The sequence below is a fragment of the Paenarthrobacter sp. PH39-S1 genome, assembly GCF_030063245.1.
GTDB lineage: Bacteria > Actinomycetota > Actinomycetes > Actinomycetales > Micrococcaceae > Arthrobacter_M.
The window spans coordinates 73,682-94,011 of sequence record NZ_JASISR010000019.1; the positions used below are offsets into that span (position 1 = coordinate 73,682).

The window sequence follows — 20,330 nt, forward strand, 5'->3', positions numbered from 1 at the left end:
CGGAGCCGGTCCGACGCGGAGTCACTGCATGGGAGTCAGTCGGGCGAGCGCCCTGGACGATACGGTGTCCTGCCGGTCCCGACGGTTTAACCTGCCGGCGGCGTCCAAGTCCAGTCGCGGATTTCGGGCATGTCCTCCAGATGCTCGCGAATGTAGTCGTGATGTCCGGCAAGTTTCTGCTCACAGTACCGGACCAATTCGTCGGAGCCTTCGAAGTGCCCCGTTACCCGCTTGAGTGCCTCAATGACCAGGTGGAACCGGCTCATCCGGTTCAACACGACCATGTCAAAGGGTGTGGTGGTTGTGCCCTGCTCGTTGTAACCGCGTACGTGGAATCGTGCCGGGTTGTTGCGGCCGTGCAGGAGCTGATGGAAGGCCCGGGCGTAGCCGTGCCAGGCGACGATGACTTCTTGGTTGTGGGTGAAGAGGCTTTCAAACCTGGAGTCCGAGAGCCCGTGCGGATGGACGTCTCGGGGCGGCAGCACCAGGGCGTCCATGACGTTGACCACCCGCACTTTCAGGTCCGGCACGTGACGTTGCAGCAGCCAGGCGGCGGCGAGGGTTTCCTCGGTGGGGACATCCCCCACACAGGCCAGGACGATGTCAGGATCTTCTGCCTGTGTCCGGTCCCCGGGCGTGGAGACTGCCCGTTCTTGCAGATGAGAAGCATCCGCCCCGCCGGGCTTTTCGGCGGCGTCGGCCTCGTTGCCGGCCCAGTTCCAGATTGACGCGCCGGCGGCGGCGTGTCGGCGTGCTTCTTCCAGCGTCAGGTACTGGGGGTGGGATTGTTTGTCCACCACGATCAGGTTCACATAGTTCCGGCTGTGCAGCACATGTTCGGCAGTTGCGAGCAGAGTATTTGAATCCGGCGGTAGGTAGACGCGGATGACGGACCCGGACAGGGACAGTACGGTGTCGATCAGCCCCGGGCCTTGGTGGCTGAACCCATTGTGGTCGTTGCGCCAGCAGGTGGAAGTCAGCAGAATATTCAGGCTCGGAACCGGCCTGCGCCAGGGAAGCTCGCGCGCGTGCTGGAGCCACTTGGCGTGCTGGACCGTCATGGAGGCGCTGACCATCGCGAACGATTCGTAGGTCGCGAAGAGCCCGAACCGGCCCGTCAGCAGGTAGCCTTCCAGCCATCCCTGGCACAGGTGTTCAGAGAGGACTTCCATGACGCGCCCGTCCACAGAGACGTGATCCTCGCCGCTGGGAGCGGCTTCCAGCAGCCCCCTGTTGGTGGCCTCGAATACGGCGCCGAGGCGGTTGCTGTTCGTCTCGTCCGGGCAGAACAGCCGGAACCGCGGGTCCGTGGAGGTGTCAGCGTAGATATCCCGCAGCATTTCACCCAGCGGGCGTGTGGTCTCGTGCTTCGTGGAACCGTGGGCGCCCACCTGCAGGGCGTACTTTTCCAGCGACGGCAGTTCAAGCCCGGTCACGTCCGCTCCCCCATTGGCAAAGGGTGTTGCACCCATCCGCAAATCACCGTCAGGAGCGAGCGCGGCGAGTTCCGGCAGCAATCGGCCTGATTCGTCAAAGAGTGTTTCTGGCTCGTAGGAGCGCAGCCACGCCTCCAACTGGGCCAGATGGTCCGGGTTTTCCCGCACCCCGGCCAGCGGGACCTGATGGGCACGGAATGTTCCCTCCACCCGAACACCGTCCACGACGGCCGGCCCGGTCCATCCCTTGGGGGTCCGCAGGATGATGGCCGGCCACGGAGCGGGCCCACTGACCCCGGTCTGGCCGGCCGTGTGCTGGATCTCCCGGATTTGTGCGTAGGCACTGTCCACGGTTTCGGCGAGAGCGGCATGTACGCGGATGGGGTCGTTTCCGGACACGATCAGCGGGTTCCATCCGTGGGCGGACAAGAGTTCTGCGACTTGGGCGTCGGATTGCCGGCCTAGAACGGTGGGCCCCGATATCTTGTAGCCATTGAGGTGCAGGATGGGTAGAACGGCGCCGTCCGTGACCGGATTCAAGAATGCCGGGGCCTTCCATGACCCCTCCAGCGGAGCTGTTTCGGCTTCGCCGTCGCCGACGACGCAGGCCACGATCAGCTCCGGGTTGTCCATCACTGCGCCTGTTGCGTGGGCCAGTGAATAGCCCAGCTCCCCGCCCTCATGGATGGAGCCCGGCGTGGGCGGTCCAACATGGCTGGGGATGCCGCCGGGGGTGGAAAATTGCCTGATCAGCCGGCGCAGCCCCGCGTGATCCTGACTTACCTCCGGGTAAATCTGGGAATAGGTGCCTTCCAGATATACGTTGGCCACGACCGCCGGGCCGCCGTGGCCGGGCCCTGCGACGAAGACAATGTTGGCACCGGTCCGCCGGATCAGCCGGTTCAGATGCACGTAGACCAGTGAGAGTCCGGGGCTGGTGCCCCAATGTCCGAGCAGCCGTGGTTTGATGTGGTCCCTTGTCAGGGGCTCACGCAGCAGTGCGTTCTCCTGAAGGTATATCTGGGCCACGGTGAGGTAATTCGCGGCGTCCCAGTAGCGGTTCAGCAGGGTCAGCTCTTCAAGATCCGCGGACGCCTTAGCGGCCTGGCTGGGTTCGATTGGTGTTTCTCCGGACTGATGGGTCATGTGCGCCTTTGCTCGTCACGGCAGCCCGGGAACTCAACGGTGAAAGGAACCGATTCCGGGACAGCCTGGTCCCAGACTGGCACACTCGCCACCAAATAGTTAGAGGCCGACGACGATCGCTGCGACGGAGACGATCCTGTCGTTGTCCTCCGTCCCGCCGCCCGGAGCCGATTCAACCTCGAGGCGCCATTGTTGCGGCGGGGTCCGTTGCTGTGGTTAATCGTACGGTTGTGGACGGAAGGGACGCTGGGACGCTGAACCGTGCTGCCCGCCGGTGCAGGTGATGGGTCCGGCCGCGGGGATGCGCGGCAGGGGAGGGTTGCTGGGCAGCGCGGGAGAAGAACCATTGCTTGGCGAATTCGACCATGACGAGGTAGATCACGGTCATCGCCAGCAGGGCCAGGAAAAACGGAACCGGCAGCAGATCAAAACCCAGCACGGCGCCCAATGGTGAGAGTGGCAGGTAGATTCCCACCGTGACTACCGCCAGGGAGGCCGCGATCAGTCCCAATGAGGGTCGGCTGCGCAGGAACGGTACCCGTCGGGTTCTGATGGCGAAGATGATCAGGGTTTGGGTGGCAATGGACTCGATGAACCAGCCGGCCCGGAACTCCCCGGGCGCGGCCTGGAAGACCAGCAGCATCAGTGCGAAGGTCGCGAAGTCGAAGAGTGAGCTGATCGGGCCGAAGAGGAGCATGAATCGCCGGATGAAGCCGATGTTCCAGTGCGAGGGTGCCAGCAGCTGTTCCTTGTCCACGCGGTCCCCCGGGATGGCCAGCTGCCCGGAATCGTAGAGCAGGTTGTTCAACAGGATTTGTCCGGGCAGCATGGGCAGAAAGCTCAGCACCACGGACGCCGTGGCGGCGCTGAACATGTTCCCGAAGTTACTCGAGGTGCCCATCAGGACATATTTGATCGTGTTGGCGAAGATCCGCCGCCCTTCCATCACGCCCTCGGCCAGGACACCGAGGTCCTTGTCCATGAGCACGATGTCTGCGGCATCCTTTGCGACGTCGCTGGCACTCTCCACGGAAATCCCGACGTCGGCATGGTGCAGCGCCAGGGCATCGTTGACGCCGTCGCCCATAAAGCCGACAGCCCGGCCATTTTGGCGCAGCAGTTGGATCAGCCGGGCCTTCTGCTCGGGTGAGACGCGGGCAAAGATGCTGGCACTTCGGGCGGCTTCGCTTAATTCCGGGTCGGAGAGTGCATCGATCTGGGTTCCGGTGAGCGTGCCGCCCGAGTTCAGCCCAATCTCCCTGCAGACTTTTTCGGCCACCCTCGCGTTATCGCCGGTGGCGATTTTGACCGTGATGCCCAAGGACGCCAACTTTTCCAGTGATTGTTTCGCGTTGCTCTTGGGCCGGTCCAGGAAGATGAGGAAGCCGACAAGCATCAGGTCTTTCTCGTCCGCTGGTTCAATGGCGGCCAGCCCCGGGGCCGGACGGGTGGCGACGGCGACAACCCTTGAGCCGGCGTCGAACTGTTCATCCAACAGAGCCTGCGCCTGCCACGGAATGGTCCGGCAGAGGCGCATCACGTCCTCCGGGGAGCCCTTGGTGATCAGGGTTGGGTTTCCGGCACCGTCACTGACGAGGACGCTGGTCATCCGGCGTTGGTGGTCGAAGGGGATGATGTCCAAGCGTTGGTGGGCGGCGGTGACGAAGGCGGCGGCTTGGGCGGATTCCCACAGGGCTGCGTCCAAGGGGTTCATCCCGACCGTGGTGACTTTTTCACAGGAGTAGTCGGCTTCGGTGGCGAGCAGGCCGAGGGTGCACAGCTGGTCGTTGGAGATGCCCGGGCCGACGGGCACGGTGCAGGTGAAGCTGACGCGTCCCTCGGTCAGGGTACCCGTTTTGTCGGTGACCAGCATATCCATATCCCCGAGGTCCTCAATGCAGACCAGGCGTTTGACCAGGACTTTCCGTCGCGCCAGCTGCCGGGTGCCGGAGGCCAGGCAGGTGCTCACGACGGCCGGCAGCAGTTGCGGGGTGATTCCGACTGCGATCGCGAGGGAAAAGAGCAGCGATTCGAGCAGGGGCCGGTGCAGCAGCAGATTCGCGATGAAGATCAGCGATGTGAGTCCGATGGCGACCTGCAGCAGCAGAAAGGAAAACTTCTTGAGACCGGACTGGAATTCGGTCTCAGGCTGATGCTCGCCCAGGCCCAGAGCGATGCGGCCGAATTCCGCCCTTCCTGCAGTGGCAACCACCACGCCGGTGCAGCTGCCGGACTGGATCACTGTGCCCATCAGGATGCACGAGGTCAGATCAGCCAGCGCAGCGTCCGTGCCGGTCGGTGCGGGATCCTTCGCAACGGGCAACGATTCCCCGGTAAGGATGCTCTCATCGCACAGCAGATCCTTGCTGCTCAGCAACCGGATATCCGCCGGAACTATGGCTCCCAGCCCCAGCTGGACCAGGTCCCCGGGAACCAGTTCGACGACGTCAATCTCACGGGGGCTGCCGTCCCTAGTGACGACGACGCTGTGGGTAACGCGCGAATGCAGGGCCTCGGCCGCCTGCTCTGCCCGAAATTCGTTACTGAAGCCCAGGCCGACACTGACCAGCAGGATTACACCGATGACGATCGAGTTGGTGGCATCACCAAGAAACAGGGACAGGGCAGCGGTAATGACCAGAAGAATCAGGATCGGGCTGCGCAGCTGCCGGCCCAACACCGACCAGGGACTGGCCTGGTGCGTTCTGACCGCGTTGGGGCCCACGGTGGCCAGACGGCGTCCGGCTTCTGCCCCGGTCAGTCCGGCAACACCCGACTTCAGCTCCCGAAGCATCTGCTCCGCGGTGCGCTGCGCCGACCCGCCAATTTCCTGTAGGTCCAGCTCTGCCATCGAAATGCCTCCGTCAATAGTGGCTCCGGGATCACAACAAGCCGTCCGCAACACGGCCAAGCGGCGACGTTGTCGCGGGCCGCCGTCGTCGCATTCTCAGAGCGCTACCTCTGGCGGCTGATGACGATCTTCAGCGCCTTTGTTTCGCTCGCCCGCGCGAAGGTGTCGTAGGCACCCAGTATGTCGTCGAAGTTGAAATGGTGGGTCGCGAACTTCTCCGCCGGGATCTTCTTCTGTGCCACAAGCTTGAGCAACAGGGGCGTCGTGTCCGCGTTGACCAGTCCCATGCTGATGTTGATGTTCTGGATCCACAACGTCTCCAGATGCAATTCGACCGGCTTGCCATGCACCCCGATGTTAGCCACATTGCCGCCGGGGCGGACCAGTTCCGTGGCCATGCTGAAGGTCTGGGGGATCCCGACGGCCTCAATTGCCACATCAACACCGGTCCCGTCGCTCAATGCCAGCACTTGGTCTTTCCAGTTGGCCGATCCGGAGACAACTGCGTCCGTGGCGCCAAAAGCCTTGGCCTGGTCGAGACGTTTCTCGTCCAAATCGATGGCAATAATTGTTGCGGCACCGTAGAGCCCGGCCGTCATGATGGCCGCCAATCCAACCGGGCCTGCCCCGATGACAGCCACCACGTCTCCGGGTTTGACCCGACCGTACTGGACGCCAATTTCGAAACCCGTGGGCAGGATGTCCGAAAGCATGACGGCCTGTTCATCGCTGACCCCGGCGGGTAGTTTATGCACCGAATTCTCCGCATACGGGACGCGCACGGATTCGGCCTGAGTGCCATCGATCAAATGTCCGAAGACCCAGCCGATTCCGGACTGTCCTTCCTCGCCCAGACAATGGGAGGAGAGTCCGGTCCGACAATTGGAGCAGTGCCCGCAGGACGTGATGCAGGAGATGATGACCCGGTCCCCCACCGCCAGCGTGCTGACGGACGATCCGACCTCCGTAATGGTCCCGACACCTTCGTGGCCAAGGATTCGGCCAGGCTGCACGGCCTGCACATCGCCCTTGAGGATGTGCAGATCCGTTCCGCAGATGGTGGTCGTGTCAACTTGCACGATGATGTCGGTGGGATGGATGATTTCCGGATCCGGGACGTCCTGCCACGTCATCTTGCCCGGCCCACCGTACACAAGTGCCTTCACGATATCGCTCCTTGACTGAACATTCTCCCGTGGCCGGGATGTCCCGCTTAACCGGTATGCGCCAGCACTCGTGGGCTATTCAAAGGACGCCCGCCGCGCGTCGGAGAGGGGGGTGGCCCAGATGTCCGGCCTGGCAACCTTGAAGCGGCGCCCGCTGATGATAGCCACATTGATGCGTACGAATTGTTCTTTGGCCCCTGCCTGCCACGGGAAAAGAGGAAGGGACAGGGTGTCCACCAGTTCCTGGGTTTCCCGGATCTGCTCTGCTTCGCCACGGAGAACAATGCTCCAGGCCTGTTCTGCCTTGGCATCGTAGCCATCAATCTCGAGGGCAACCGGCGACTCGGATACGGCCGCCGTCAGTTTTGTACCTTTCGCCGTCCGGAACACCACGGTGCCATGGTCCACGACAAAGTTCACCGGGAAAATATCAGGGTGACCATCGACGATGACAGCCAGCCGGCCCACGCCAGTGGAGCGCAGGAACTCCCAGCAGACGTTTTCCGGAAGGTCTTCTACCTGTGGCTGCTCGTTGCCTGTCATATACCCGATGATACGTCCCGCGTTGACACATTCGTCTACAAATTACGCCTTGACTTCGTCGGACACACTCTCCACTGCCGCAGATCCTCTCCGCAGGGCCGGACACTGCTTTGCTGCCGGGCCTGCTGCTGCGATCATCCACATCTTAAGCGGCGGTTCAGGGCCCGCGCGTCGGCGCCTGCGGTGGTGGCGGAGTTTGCGGCCGGCGTCATGCCGAATCCACGCACTCCCTCAACGGTTCGATTCGCTCGTGGCCACCTGCCGCCGTCGTCCTTCAGCCGACGGCTATCATGCCCGGGGACCGACATTCCATAGGAAATCTGAAACCCAAGGCCCGATCCCTGTCAGCAGAACGATGACCACGGCATCATCATGGCTGGCTTCTTAGGTCCAGTTCTCGTGGCCCACTATAGGCGTCGGCCACGGCGCATCACGAGGCGGCTGACCACCTGGCGCTCTCACCCCGGCCACTCCTGCCCGGCCCAACGCGGCCACTCCGGCCGGCCCAACCCGGCCCGCGGAGGGCCAGGTTGTCAGGCGTTTTCGAGGGACAACAGGTCGCGGCCCTTGGTTTCTGGAGTGAAGAACGTGGTCACAAAGGAAATCAGGGCCAGCACGAGCGAGTAGATGCCCAAAACCAGCCACGAGTTTCCGGTGACGGCCAGCAAGGTATCGCCCACCAGCGGAACCAGGCCGCCGGCCAGCACGGCGGAGAGCTCGCGGCTCATGGCCACGCCGGTGAACCGGTGTCGGGAGCCGAACAGTTCAGGAAGCAGGGTACACTGCGGGCCTAGCATGGCCTGGACTCCCAGGCCGATGAACCGGCCCGAGAGGGCCCCGAAGAGCACCACCAGTACCGCGGAGAACCCCGCGGCGATGAGCACTCCTGCGGGCCCAATGAATTTGTCGCCGGGGAAGACACCCGCCTTGGCGCTGATGAAGTCGACCAAAAGCGCGGAATAGAGGGAGGAGTTGCCGTTCTCTCCCATCCGCAGCCCGATACCGATCAGGACGTTCTTCTTCGAGCTCCTCCAAAGCTCGCCGATGGGGTTCGTGACCACATTCTTGTGCTTCTCCGGCTCCTGGAAAACCGGCGCTTCGTTCAGCCGGAGCCGGATGAAGATCGCCACTGCGACCAGCAACAGGCCGGCCAGGAACGGAACGCGCCAGAGCCAGCCCTCCAGGACGTTTTTGTCCGCCACTGCAATCGGCGCGAACGTGCCCGCACGCGCCGCAGCCGTCCAGTTTGGCGTGCCTCGGGCTGATTTATCACAGACACTCCCTCAATTGGCTCCAGACTCTCGTTGGTCTGCCGGGGTAGCGGCAGCGGCTGAGACGCTGGTTATTATAGTGAACAACGTACAGTCACCTGAACGATTAGCCGAGAGTCCGTGTTCCCTCCAAGACTCACCCCATCGGGTTACCCAGCGACCGCGCCAGCTCCTTAAGCTCCTCCACCATCGCCTCGCCTTGGGCTTCGGAATAGGTCGCCTTCAATGCGGTAACCGAGAGGCCCAGGCTGGGCAGGTGCGCACCACGCGTGGGCACGGCGACTCCCAGACAAACTACGCCGGTGGCGGACTCTTCATCCTCGAACGCGAACCCCTGTTGGCGGATACTGCCCAGCTGCGCCTTCAGCTCCGCACCTGTCCGCAGGGATTGAGGCGTGAGGACCGGCAACTGCCGATCGTCGGGAAACATCAGGGCAATGTCCTGATCGTGCAGTCGCGCAATCAGCGCCTTCCCGACGGCGCAAAGGGACACGGGCATCTTGTCGCCGATATTCGACGTCAGCCGCACAGCCGGGTGGCCCTCATACCTCGCCAGGTAAATCACATTGCCGCCATCGAGCATCGCAATCCGGACCGTCTCCCCGGACAGCGTCGGTGCCTGCTCACAGAAGCGGTAAAACTCCTGGACCTCATCCAGGCGGCTCAAATACGCGGCACCAAGTTCCACCAGCTTTCGGCCCAGCGAAAATCCCGATCCCTGCCGACTGATCAGTCGGGCTTCTTCCAGCGCGAGCAGTAGATTCGAAGTGGAGGATTTCGGGATTCCGAGTTCCCGGGCCAGATCGCTGAGGGTGAGCCGCCCCGATGGCGCATCGGCCAGAGCCTCCAGGACCGCAGCCGCCCGGGTCACCGCGGGCGCTGGAGACGCGCTGCCTTGTCCATCCACGGTGCGTGCTATCCGGGCATCAGTCATGACCATCCTCCAGGTGGGTTCATTGGAATGAACAGAAACCATCATACTGTCCTCTCCCCGAGCATCGCCGCTGCGCCAGGACGGTCTCGCGTTGTTCACCCCTCGCCGCGCGGCTCGCGCCGCCTCCGCCGACCGTCCTACCGGGCGCCGGCAGGACGGTTGGCTCATGGATTAAGATAGGACGTAGAACATCCCTCTTTACTTTTCCGTCCGGGGCCGTGTATATTTGTTTCAGGCCCTCCACTGCTGCATCCCCCAATAGCCGCAGCGGAGGGCTTTCCAATTTAACGCTCGTCGCCGGCACCCGCCCGAAGTTGTCCGTGGGTCCAATTGAACGAGCGGGGCCCGGAGGTCTTGCGGTCATCCCGACCACCGGCTATATTCGAGTACTGGCTCCGTACCATCGCATCCCCCAATAGCGATGGTGCGGAGTCTTTTAATTTCCGCAACGGTTCAGACCAGCCAGCACCGCCGCCCGTCGTCGGCCGTACATGATCAGGCAGCTGTGACCGAGCGCAGTTTCCACCCTCCACCCTGCTGGTCCCTGAGCAGTTCCATCGTGGTGAGCTCACTCCGAAGGTTCCTTCCCAGCCGTGCCTGAACACGCCAAACCTCTATATCCACCCGGCCCAACCCCTTGGGCATCCGCCGCTGGCTTTCCCACCAGCTCACACGCTCGAACCATCGCAGCGGCTCGGCGCCTATCAACCACTCGCGCCCAGCGCGCTGGACTGCTAAAGGCAACCCGGCCGCCGTCGTACGCACCACTACATGTTCCATAGTCCTGAACGTTATGCGGGCCCACCGACAAAACCCGCTGGAGGGTATGTGTAGGACCGACTGTTGACGGGCGGCGCCCAATCAACCGCATAAGCGCGGCTTTGCCGATGCCCTGGATCGGTTCAGTCACCACTAGCTCAAGACCTTGATTGCGTCCCACTGAGTGGCGGAGGTTCTCATGACGCCCTCCCGGTCGCCGGCCGTTTACTGCATGCCTCCAGTCCATGCCCAGCACGTCCAACAGTATGGTCAGGAAAAGAGCAACGACGGCGGCACGGGCCACCCCCGCACGCGCTGGCCTTGTAGCGTGGTCTCCCGGTGCGCAGCGCACGTGCTCCAGGAGGCGAAGCCGCCGGACTATCCCAGATCGAGCTGTCCGGACGATTCCGGATCCGCGCGAAACACTAACCCGAGCTGGCGAAACATAGTGAATGGATCCATATGCCTGGCCCCGAGGGCGCTACAAACATTTCGAATCCTAACGCGCTTGCGGCTCTGCGGGCTTGGTCGTTCACGCGTCACTAAACAGTGGGTGTCGGCCGAGGCCTTGGCTTCCGCGACATGACCCGACCGAGTTCCGCCTGAAACAGGCCGTCGAACCCATCATTTTTAAGGATTCCCGCCTTCCGCCGTTGAAGGATGGTCGGGGAAGATCATGGCCACTAGGCAGGTGCTGTGCCTGATCTTCTCGCGGGTGCAGTCCAGGCCGAGAACCTGGACGAACGCATTGGTTGATTCCCTGCCCAAGGCCTGGACCATTTTCCGCCACAGTCTTGCTCAGCTCTCGATCCGATCCCCGCACCGTGAGCTCGTCCTGCTTGGTGATATGCGCTGAGAACTAGGGATTCCAGATACCCCTGATCCGTTCAACGCAGACATTGATGCTACTCCTTGACCGGGCTTCATGCGAGGCCGAGCGACTGTGGCTGATCACGCTATTTTTCACGCTATAGGCATCAGCGCAACGGCCTCCTCTTCGGAGTCGACCGCCCCATCGGGCAGCAAAAAGCCCCGGCAACACAAGGCTTTTACCTTGGTTGCCGAGGCTTTATCTTTGTGGGCCCTACCGGGATCGAACCGATGACATCCACGGTGTAAACGTGGCGCTCTACCAGCTGAGCTAAAGGCCCCTTATGCTGCCGCGACCGTCCGCTTCCGCGGATTTCCTGCGCCAGCCAACGAGGAATAACTGTACCCGAAAGTAGACCGTCGATGCTAACCGGGCAGAATCGGGGCATAACCGCCAGGGACTCAGCCGCGCCGAACAACAGTTGGGACAGCGGGGATCGGCAAGCGACTCAGCCGGGCGGAGCCAGCTGGTCGGCCAGGTACTGCAGACTCTCGCTCACGCCGGCGTCGAGCTTGATACTGGCGGTGTCATCGCCGCGGGTTGGCCCGCGGTTGATGATGACCACCGGCTTGCCGGTCTTTTTGGCATGGCGGGGAAATCGAAGTCCGCTCATGACCGTCAGCGACGAGCCGGCCACCAGCAGGGCATCCGCTCCGTCCACGATCGCGTAGGACCGCTCAACACGTTCCTTGGGGACGCTTTCGCCGAAGAAGACAAAATCCGGCTTGAGCATTCCGCCGCAGATTTCGCAGTCGGCGATCACAAACCGCGCGATGTAGGCTTCCTGCTCCAACGCGGCGTCGGCGTCCGGGGCCGCTTCGATGGGACCTTCCGCCTCGACCAGCTCAACGAACCCCGGATTCAGGGTGTCGAGGACGTCGGCGAGATGGCTGCGGCTGACGACAGTGCGGCAGCTCAGACAGACGACCCTGTCGAAGCGCCCGTGCAGATCGACGACGTTCAGCGCACCTGCGTCTTCGTGCAGACGGTCGACGTTCTGGGTGACAATGCCCGTGGTCAGCCCGCTGCGTTCGAGTGTGGCCACGCCATAGTGGCCAGCGTTCGGGCCGGCGTGGCGCAGGTGCCGCCAGCCGAGGTGGTTCCTGGCCCAGTATCGTTGCCGCAGGGCGCTGTCGCCGACAAACTCCTGGTAAGTCATGGGGCTGCGCGGGACGGAGCCGGGTCCCCGATAATCCGGAATGCCCGAATCGGTGCTAAGCCCCGCGCCGGTCAGAATGGCCAGTTTCAGGCCGCCCAAGAGCGCCGTGATCTGCTCCAGCACGGGCAGTTCTGCCGCGGAAGGTTCGGGGACGCCGACACGCGCCGGTGCGCTGGCAAATCCAGTTATGCCGATTCCGACCGGCGGACGCGCATCCATCATGCCGCGGAGTCCGCCACCGCAGAGCCCGTCACCGCAGAGCCCGTCACCGCAGCAGTACCGGCACTCGGCCCCGGGTGCATTTCCACATCCGCCGGATCAGAGTTTCACGAGGGCCTGGCGGTACCGGTCAAGGGAGCGGGCCTGGCCCGTCGGCGTGCTGAAGGCGTCGCGCAGGATCCCGGCTGCATCAATGACAAAAGTTCCCCGCCCCGCCATGCCGCGCTCGTCGTCGAAAACCCCATAGCGGCGGGCCATTTCACCGTGCGGCCAGAAGTCGGCCAGCAGGTCAAAGTCCAGCCCCTCGGCCTCGGCGTACGCGCGCAGCGTGTATTTGCTGTCCACCGAGACGGCCAGCACCCGGGCCTTGGCGGTGGCAAATTCGCCCAGATTGTCCCGGAGAGTACACATTTCGCCGGTGCAGATTCCGGAAAAAGCAAAGGGATAAAACACGACGACGACGTTCCCGCCGCGCAGCGAAGCAAGCGAGATCCGCTCGCCGAACTGATTGGGAAGGTCGAAGTCGGGAGCAGCCTCGCCCACAACCGGCACACCTGCCGGTTCATCCGCCACCGGTGCGTTCGCCGCCGGCGCCGTCATTCCGCCGCCGTCACGTCCGCCGCTGCGGCGGTCATGGCTTCTTGCGCGGCGCGAGCCGGGTGGCCGCCCAGTCGGTCGAAACGCCGACAGTGGTAGTTGGGTGCAGGCCGGCCGTCGGCGCGGCCTCCTGGATTTCCGATGGCGGGACATAACCGACGCGTCCGTTTTTCGGCGTCAGCACCCACACGATGCCGCCCTCATCCAAGGTCGTCAGCGAGTCCACCAGCGCGTCCACCAGATCGCCGTCGTCGGCCCGCCACCACAAAAGAACAGAGTCAACGACGTCGTGGTCCTCCTCGGTAAGCAGCTCGGACCCGACCAGTTCTTCAACACTGTCGCGCAAAGCAAAATCAACGTCGTCGTCGTACCCGAGTTCCTGGATCAAATCGCCATCCTTGAAACCCAATTTGCCCGCCACATTAACTACTGTGCCGGCGTCGGCCTCGCTCACGTTGTTCCTCCTGCTTGAAACGCATCCGCGCTTCGTTGAAGTTGTCGTCTTGATGTCTATTTTACGAACTGCGGTCACGCTGCAAAACCTTTTGGCTCGTTTTCGGAAGCCGTCGATGACAGCATCCGCCCGGCGCCGCCGTGATTTGCGTTACTACAAGCCAACACCCTAACGCGTTCAGCTTCAAGCCAATGCCTGCGGGACATGCGTTTTCGGCGCAGACATCCAGCGCGGTGTCAGCGGCCAGGAGCACGCCGCCAACAGCACTACCCCTAATGGTACGGGGACCCGGGCACTTCCCGCAGGCCGCCGGCTACTTGGTAGGGCCTAACCCGGACTAGAGTGTTCGGTGTGCGCCCGCAGCCACAGCTGAGGGCCGGAAATACTGTCTTTAAGAGAGGTCTGACGTGGCCGCAGGCGAAGAGAATTCCCATATCCTAAGCGGGTTGACCCACCAGCTGCCTGATAGGGATCCAGAGGAGACCGCTGAGTGGATCGAGTCCCTGGATGCGTTGATTCAGGATCAGGGCACCGAACGTGCCCAATTCATTATGCGCAGCCTGCTGCAGCGGGCCGGCGCGCAGAGCGTCGGCGTGCCGATGGTGACCACGACGGACTACGTCAATACCATCCCCGCGGACCAGGAGCCGGAGTTTCCCGGTAACGAGGAGATCGAGCGCAAGTACCGCGCCTGGCTGCGCTGGAATGCCGCCATCATGGTGCACCGTGCGCAGCGCCCCGATATCGGCGTGGGCGGGCACATTTCCACCTACGCCGGTGCCGCGACGCTGTATGAGGTCGGATTCAACCACTTCTTCCGCGGCAAGGACCACCCAGGCGGCGGAGACCAGATTTTTTTCCAGGGCCACGCCTCCCCCGGCATGTACGCCCGCGCGTTCATGGAAGGCCGGTTGAGCGAAGAGGACCTGAACGGCTTCCGGCAGGAAAAATCCAAGGAAGGGCACGCGCTTTCCTCCTACCCGCACCCGCGCCTGATGCCGGAGTTCTGGGAATTCCCCACCGTTTCCATGGGCATTGGCCCGATGAACGCGATCTACCAGGCGCAGTCCAACCGGTACCTGCACAACCGCGGTCTCAAGGACACCTCCGACCAACAGGTCTGGGCGTTCCTGGGCGACGGCGAAATGGACGAGCCGGAAAGCCGCGGACTGCTGCAACTCGCGGCCAACGACAAGCTCGACAACCTCAACTTCGTGATCAATTGCAACCTCCAGCGGCTGGACGGGCCGGTGCGCGGCAACGGCAAGATCATGCAGGAGCTGGAGGCTTTCTTCCGCGGCGCCGGCTGGAACGTGATCAAGGTTGTCTGGGGCCGCGAGTGGGATGACCTGCTGGCAAAGGACGACGACGGTTCGCTGGTGAAGGTCATGAATACCACGGTCGACGGCGATTACCAGACCTACAAGGGCGAGTCCGGCGGTTTTGTCCGTGAGCACTTCTTCGGCCAGACTCCGCAGACCAAGGAAATGGTTGCGGACCTGAGCGACGACGAGGTATGGAACCTCAAGCGCGGCGGTCACGACTACCGCAAGGTCTACGCCGCATACAAGGCCGCCACCGAGTTCAAGGGCAAGCCCACGGTCATCCTTGCCCACACGGTTAAGGGTTACGGGCTGGGCACCAACTTCGAGGCACGCAACGCCACGCACCAGATGAAGAAACTCACCATGCCGGACCTCAAGCTGTTCCGCGACCACCTCCGCATCCCGATCAGTGATGCCGAGCTGGAAAAGGACCTGTACCGGCCCCCGTACTACCACCCGGGGATGGATGCACCGGAAATTAAGTACCTGATGGATCGCCGGGCCAAGCTGGGAGGGTTTCTGCCCGAGCGCCGCACCGAGCATGCGGAGGTTGCCCTTCCCGGTGACAAGACCTATGAGGTGGCGAACCGCGGTTCCGGCAAGCAGTACGCGGCCACCACGATGGCCTTCGTTCGTCTGCTCAAGGACTTGATGCGGGATAAGGAGTTCGGCAAGCGGATCGTGCCGATTATTCCCGATGAGGCCCGGACCTTCGGCATTGACGCGTTCTTCCCGACGGCGAAGATCTACAACCCGAACGGCCAGAACTATCTCTCCGTGGACCGCGACCTGGTGCTGGCGTACAAGGAATCCATCTCCGGTCAGATTGTGCATGCTGGGATCAACGAGGCCGGTTCCGTCGCTGCGTTCACGGCCGCGGGCACAGCGTATGCCACCCACGGCGAGCCGCTGATCCCGGTCTACGTCTTCTACTCGATGTTCGGGTTCCAGCGCACCGGGGATTCCCTGTGGGCTGCCGCGGACCAGATGGCGCGCGGTTTCGTGATCGGCGCAACTGCCGGCCGGACCACGCTCACCGGGGAGGGCCTGCAGCACGCGGACGGACACTCCCCGCTGCTGGCGTCCACGAACCCGGCGGTTGTCACCTATGACCCGGCCTACGGATATGAAATCGGTGTCATAGTCCGCGACGGCTTGGAGCGCATGTACGGCAAGGGACCCGCGTCCGGCGACTCGTCGCGGAACGTGATGTATTACATCACGGTCTACAACGAGCCGATCATCCAGCCGCCCGCGCCGGAGGACATGGACGTCGAGGGAATCATCAAGGGGATTTACCTGCTGGCTCCGGCGAAGGTGGACGGGCCTCGCGCCCAGCTGTTGGCTTCCGGTGTCTCCGTTCCGTGGGCGTTGGAAGCCCAGCAGATCCTCGCCGACGATTGGGGAGTTTCGGCCGATGTCTGGTCCGTGACGTCCTGGACCGAACTGCGACGTGATGGCCTGGCCGCCGAGGAAGAGCAGTTCCTCAATCCCGGTGCCAATGCCCGTACGCCGTTCGTGACCGAACAGCTCGCCGGAGCCACCGGGCCGATAGTGGCCGTCAGCGATTACATGAAGGCCGTGCCGGACCAGATCCGGCAGTTCGTGCCCAATGAATTCGCCACCCTGGGTGCCGACGGCTTCGGCTTCTCCGATACCCGCGCCGCCGCCCGTCGGTTCTTCAAAATCGATTCGCATTCCATTGTGGTCCGTGCGCTGGAAATGCTCGCCCGGCGCGGCGAGGTCGACTGGCAGGCACCGGCCCAAGCGATCGAGAAGTACAAGTTGCTGGACGTCAACGCCGGCACCACCGGGGTGACCGGCGGGGACAGCTAGCAGCCAGAGGCTCCGGCTGACGCGCCAGCGGCAGTTGGAGAGGCTGCGACGCGCTAAGCTGCGCTGATAACGGGGCCGGCCCGCGAAGACGATGTTGCGCAACGTCGTCTTCGCGGGTCAGCCCCGTTATCGGGTTCGGTCTCGACCCGGCACGGTCCAGCCGTTTGTCGTCATCGTGCAAATTGTAGTGATCGTACAAATGCGGCTTCCATGGCGGCTGGCCGTATGCTCGAAGAATGGCTCAAGATCCCCGCACTCCGGCTGCTGCGCCGGAGGTCTCTGCCGCGGCTGCGGATGCGCAGGCCCTGACACTGGAAAAGCTGCGTGCCAACGTCGGCAGGCTTTCCACCGCAACGATGAAAGAACTCGAGAACACACTGCCCTGGTACCGCCGGCTCAGCGCGGATGAGCGCTCCGCGCTGGGAATGGTGGCGCAGAACGGGATCAATGCCTTCGTCTCCTGGTATCAGCGCCCATCGTCGCCGTCGTGGGTACTCTCCGACGTCTTCGGAACAGCTCCCACCGAGCTCACGCGCTCCATCAGTCTGCAGCGCGCCCTGCAGCTGATCCGCGCCGTGGTGCAGGTGGTGGAGGACCACGTGCCGGAGATTGCGCCGAAGGCCGAGCAGGGCGCCTTGCGCGAAGCCGTGCTGCGCTATTCCCGTGAGGTCGCCTTCGCCGCGGCCGATGTCTATGCGCGGGCCGCCGAGAGCCGGGGTTCCTGGGATACCCGGCTGGAGGCACTGGTGGTGGACGCGATTCTGCGCGGCGAGGATACGGATTCCCTGCGGTCCCGGGTGGCCGCCCTGGGCTGGAAATCGCAGAGCCGGTTCACCGTGATGGTCGGCAACTCGCCGTCGGAAACCAACGCCGGCTTCGTCTCTGAACTGCGCCGTGCCGCCGGCCGCTTCGCCGAGGACGCGCTGGTGGGAATCCAGGGTGACCGGCTGATTCTGGTGCTGGGAGGCGTGGCCGATCAGGACACCGCCTACCTGCGTCTGGGCGAGCTGTTCGCCCCCGGCCCGGTGGTGTACGGCCCGCTGGCGGCGTCCCTGATGGAGGCGACCAATTCGGCGCAGGCCGCCTTTGCCGGGCTGGCCGCCGCCAAGGCGTGGCCGGGCGCGCCGCGCCCGGTGGCCGCGGACGATCTGTGGCCAGAACGTGTCATCTCCGGAGACGATTCGGCGCGCCGGGCATTGGTAAAGAACATCTACCGGCCGCTGCTGGCGGCTTCCAACGGGCTGGCCGAAACGCTCAGCAGCTATCTGCAGCTGGGCCATTCACTGGAAGCCACGGCCCGCGAGCTCTTTGTGCATGCCAACACCGTCCGCTACCGGCTGCGCCGCGTCTGCGACGTGACGGGCTGGGATCCGTTAATCCCCCGCGAGGCCTTCGTGCTGCAGACCGCGCTGGTGGTCGGCAGGCTCGCCGTACCGCCCAAGCCCGCCGTCGAACGAAACGGCAGCCGTCTGTGATGGCGCCGGATCCGGTTCACGTGGGCCCGGGATGCGCCCCGGTTATGTCCCCGCTGTGGCAACGTCGCGGTCCGGACGGGTCACGGCGGCGTTGTAGACTTCCTACAAAGCGGCTTCATGACCTTGGTGCATGTAAACACCGATAAACAGCCCACTCTTTGGAAAGCTGGACACTGTGCTTGCAATAGTCTGCCCTGGACAGGGTTCACAAACCCCCGGCTTCCTCGCGCCGTGGCTGGAGCTCCCCGCTGCAGCGGCGCGAGTCGCCGCGCTGAGCGAGGTGGCCGGCGTCGACCTGTCGGCGCACGGAACCACTTCCGACGCCGAAACCATCAAGGACACCGCCGTGGCGCAGCCGCTGATTGTCGCCGCGGGACTGATCACGGCGCACGCGCTTTTCAGTGCCGCGGGACTCCCGCCGGTGGAAGATTCTGCCCTGCGCGGCCTACCGCTGGTCCTGGCCGGACATTCGGTAGGCGAGATCACCGCCGCCTCGCTGGCCGGCGCACTCAGCGAACATGACGCCATGATCTTCGTCCGCGAGCGGGCCAACAGCATGGCCGCGGCCGCTGCCCTGACGCCCACCGGAATGAGCGCCGTCGTCGGCGGTGACCCTGCCGAGGTGCTGGCCGCCATCGAGTCCGCGGGCCTAACCCCTGCGAACATGAACAGCACGGGACAGACCGTCGCCGCCGGCACCCTCGAACAGCTCCAGGTCCTGAAGGATAATCCGCCGGCCAAGGCCCGCGTGCTTCCGCTGCAGGTGGCCGGCGCGTTCCACACCCAGCACATGGCTCCCGCCGCCACCGCCCTGCAGGTGCTGCGCCCGGGCCTGAGCCTGCGCGATCCGGATCCGGTACTGCTCTCCAACTTTGACGGCCGGTCCGTGACCACCGGCGACGCCGTCATCGAAAGCCTGATCGCGCAGGTCTCGAGGCCGGTGCGCTGGGACCTGTGCATGGGAACCCTCGTCTCAATGGGCGTCACCGCGCTGATCGAACTCTCCCCCGCCGGAACACTGGCCGGCCTCGCCAAACGTGCCATGCCCGGTGTTGTCGCCGTTGCCGTCAAATCTCCAGAGGATCTGGAATCCGCCAAGGAACTGCTTGTCGCCGCACTGGCCGAGCGGGAAGAAGGAAACGCGTGAGCACTCCCACCCTGCAGCAGAACCCGTTGCGCGAATTCACCCGCATCCTGGGCGTCGGGGCCTACCGCCCGAACGTCATCGTCACCAATGACGACGTCTGCCAGTGGATCGATTCCTCCGACGAATGGATCCGCCAGCGGACCGGCATCGTGACCCGGCACCGCGCCCCGCGCGAGGTCAGCGTCGTCGACATGGCCGCGGGTGCCGCCAAGGAAGCCCTGGCGAAAGCCGGCATTGACGCCTCCCAGCTGGGCGCCATCATTGTCTCCACCGTCACGCATCCGTACGCGACGCCGTCGGCCGCTTCCCTGCTGGCCGAGCGCATCGGCGCGACGCCGGCTCCTGCCTTTGACGTCTCCGCTGCCTGCGCCGGCTACTGCTACGGCGTGGCCCAGGGTGATGCGTTAGTGCGCGCCGGGACCGCGGACTACGTCCTGGTGGTCGGCGTGGAAAAGCTCTCGGACGTCATTGACAACCACGAGCGGACCATCTCGTTCCTGCTCGGTGACGGCGCCGGTGCCGTCGTGATCGGCCCAGGTGAGCGCGCGGGAATCGGCCCGTCAGTCTGGGGTTCCGACGGCAGCCGCTGGGACGCCATCGGCATGACGCACTCCCAGACCGCGATCCGCGACTTCAGCATCTCCGCGATGAAAGAGGACGACGACGGCGACCTTGCCGCCGTGGGCGAAGCGCACGCCAACCTGTGGCCGACACTGCGCCAGGACGGCCAGACCGTCTTCCGCTGGGCGGTCTGGGAAATGGCCAAGGTGGCCAAGCAGGCCCTCGATGCGGCCGGCATCACCGCCGACCAGCTCTCCGCCTTTGTGCCGCACCAGGCGAATATGCGCATCATCGACGAACTGGCCAAGCAGCTGAAAATCCCGGATTCCGTGCTGATTGCGCGCGATATCGAGGACGCCGGAAACACCTCGGCGGCGTCGATTCCGCTGGCAACACACCGGCTGCTGCGGGAAAACCCCGGCCTCAGCGGCGGTCTGTCACTGCAGATTGGATTTGGCGCCGGGCTCGTATTCGGCGCGCAGGTCGTCGAGCTGCCGTAACATCCGACACGGTGCCGGCCCAGCCGGGCCGGCATAGCATTTCGGACCACAACCGTGGTTTGATCAACACTGCCTCACCC

14 protein-coding genes, 1 tRNA gene and 2 pseudogenes are annotated in these 20,330 nt (G+C 63.9%); 5 read left to right on the forward strand and 12 right to left on the reverse strand.

The annotated features are described in order from the left end of the window. Nucleotides 1–86 precede the first annotated feature (86 nt). From QMG52_RS13455 to QMG52_RS22350, 8 genes and pseudogenes are all read right to left on the reverse strand, one after another. The gene (locus tag QMG52_RS13455) at nucleotides 87–2,582 is read right to left on the reverse strand and encodes a phosphoketolase family protein (RefSeq protein WP_283560900.1); all 2,496 of its coding nucleotides are present in this window, start codon (nucleotides 2,580–2,582) and stop codon (nucleotides 87–89) included. Nucleotides 2,583–2,754: 172 nt separating this feature from the next. Continuing rightward, a complete protein-coding gene (mgtA, locus tag QMG52_RS13460) occupies nucleotides 2,755–5,433 on the reverse strand; it encodes a magnesium-translocating P-type ATPase (protein ID WP_283560901.1) in 2,679 nt (892 codons plus the stop codon). A gap of 104 nt (nucleotides 5,434–5,537) precedes the next feature. Next, complete coding sequence (locus QMG52_RS13465; RefSeq protein WP_283560902.1) at nucleotides 5,538–6,599, reverse strand: zinc-dependent alcohol dehydrogenase family protein; 1,062 nt, start codon at nucleotides 6,597–6,599, stop codon at nucleotides 5,538–5,540. A gap of 75 nt (nucleotides 6,600–6,674) precedes the next feature. Further along, nucleotides 6,675–7,142: a pyridoxamine 5'-phosphate oxidase family protein gene (locus tag QMG52_RS13470; RefSeq protein ID WP_283560903.1), complete on the reverse strand. Its 468-nt coding sequence runs from the start codon at nucleotides 7,140–7,142 to the stop codon at nucleotides 6,675–6,677. A 533-nt stretch (nucleotides 7,143–7,675) separates the two neighbouring features. Further along, nucleotides 7,676–8,368: pseudogene (locus tag QMG52_RS13475) on the reverse strand (MFS transporter); the annotation flags it as partial. A 181-nt stretch (nucleotides 8,369–8,549) separates the two neighbouring features. Beyond that, entirely contained in the window at nucleotides 8,550–9,347 is a 798-nt protein-coding gene (locus tag QMG52_RS13480; RefSeq protein ID WP_283560904.1) for an IclR family transcriptional regulator, read from the reverse strand. A gap of 495 nt (nucleotides 9,348–9,842) precedes the next feature. Beyond that, complete coding sequence (locus QMG52_RS13485; protein WP_283560905.1) at nucleotides 9,843–10,127, reverse strand: hypothetical protein; 285 nt, start codon at nucleotides 10,125–10,127, stop codon at nucleotides 9,843–9,845. Nucleotides 10,128–10,484: 357 nt separating this feature from the next. After that, nucleotides 10,485–10,667 (reverse strand): annotated as a pseudogene (locus QMG52_RS22350) (DUF4411 family protein); the annotation flags it as partial. 115 nt (nucleotides 10,668–10,782) lie between these two features. Between QMG52_RS22350 and QMG52_RS13490 the strand changes: the two are divergent. Further along, nucleotides 10,783–10,962: a hypothetical protein gene (locus QMG52_RS13490; RefSeq protein WP_283560906.1), complete on the forward strand. Its 180-nt coding sequence runs from the start codon at nucleotides 10,783–10,785 to the stop codon at nucleotides 10,960–10,962. A gap of 222 nt (nucleotides 10,963–11,184) precedes the next feature. On the opposite strand, the gene QMG52_RS13495 is transcribed toward QMG52_RS13490, so the two are convergent. From QMG52_RS13495 to QMG52_RS13510, 4 genes are all read right to left on the reverse strand, one after another. Beyond that, nucleotides 11,185–11,257 (reverse strand) — tRNA-Val (locus tag QMG52_RS13495). A gap of 168 nt (nucleotides 11,258–11,425) precedes the next feature. Continuing rightward, a complete protein-coding gene (locus QMG52_RS13500; protein WP_502920531.1) occupies nucleotides 11,426–12,355 on the reverse strand; it encodes a Sir2 family NAD-dependent protein deacetylase in 930 nt (309 codons plus the stop codon). A gap of 99 nt (nucleotides 12,356–12,454) precedes the next feature. After that, nucleotides 12,455–12,955, reverse strand: coding sequence for a peroxiredoxin (locus QMG52_RS13505; protein ID WP_283560908.1), 501 nt, complete (start codon nucleotides 12,953–12,955; stop codon nucleotides 12,455–12,457). Between the two features lie 31 nt (nucleotides 12,956–12,986). Continuing rightward, nucleotides 12,987–13,406, reverse strand: a complete 420-nt coding sequence (locus QMG52_RS13510) for a DUF3052 domain-containing protein (protein WP_283560909.1) — start codon at nucleotides 13,404–13,406, stop codon at nucleotides 12,987–12,989. A gap of 407 nt (nucleotides 13,407–13,813) precedes the next feature. Between QMG52_RS13510 and aceE the strand changes: the two genes are divergently transcribed. From aceE to QMG52_RS13530, 4 genes are all read left to right on the forward strand, one after another. Next, entirely contained in the window at nucleotides 13,814–16,567 is a 2,754-nt protein-coding gene (gene aceE / locus QMG52_RS13515; protein ID WP_283560910.1) for a pyruvate dehydrogenase (acetyl-transferring), homodimeric type, read from the forward strand. Nucleotides 16,568–16,803: 236 nt separating this feature from the next. After that, on the forward strand, nucleotides 16,804–18,042 hold the full coding sequence (locus tag QMG52_RS13520; RefSeq protein WP_283560911.1) for a PucR family transcriptional regulator: 1,239 nt from the start codon (nucleotides 16,804–16,806) through the stop codon (nucleotides 18,040–18,042). Between the two features lie 175 nt (nucleotides 18,043–18,217). After that, on the forward strand, nucleotides 18,218–19,189 hold the full coding sequence (locus tag QMG52_RS13525) for an ACP S-malonyltransferase (RefSeq protein WP_283560912.1): 972 nt from the start codon (nucleotides 18,218–18,220) through the stop codon (nucleotides 19,187–19,189). Next, nucleotides 19,186–20,250: a beta-ketoacyl-ACP synthase III gene (locus QMG52_RS13530; RefSeq protein ID WP_283560913.1), complete on the forward strand. Its 1,065-nt coding sequence runs from the start codon at nucleotides 19,186–19,188 to the stop codon at nucleotides 20,248–20,250. The genes QMG52_RS13525 and QMG52_RS13530 overlap by 4 nt, the downstream gene beginning before the upstream one ends. The last annotated feature ends 80 nt before the right edge of the window (nucleotides 20,251–20,330 follow it).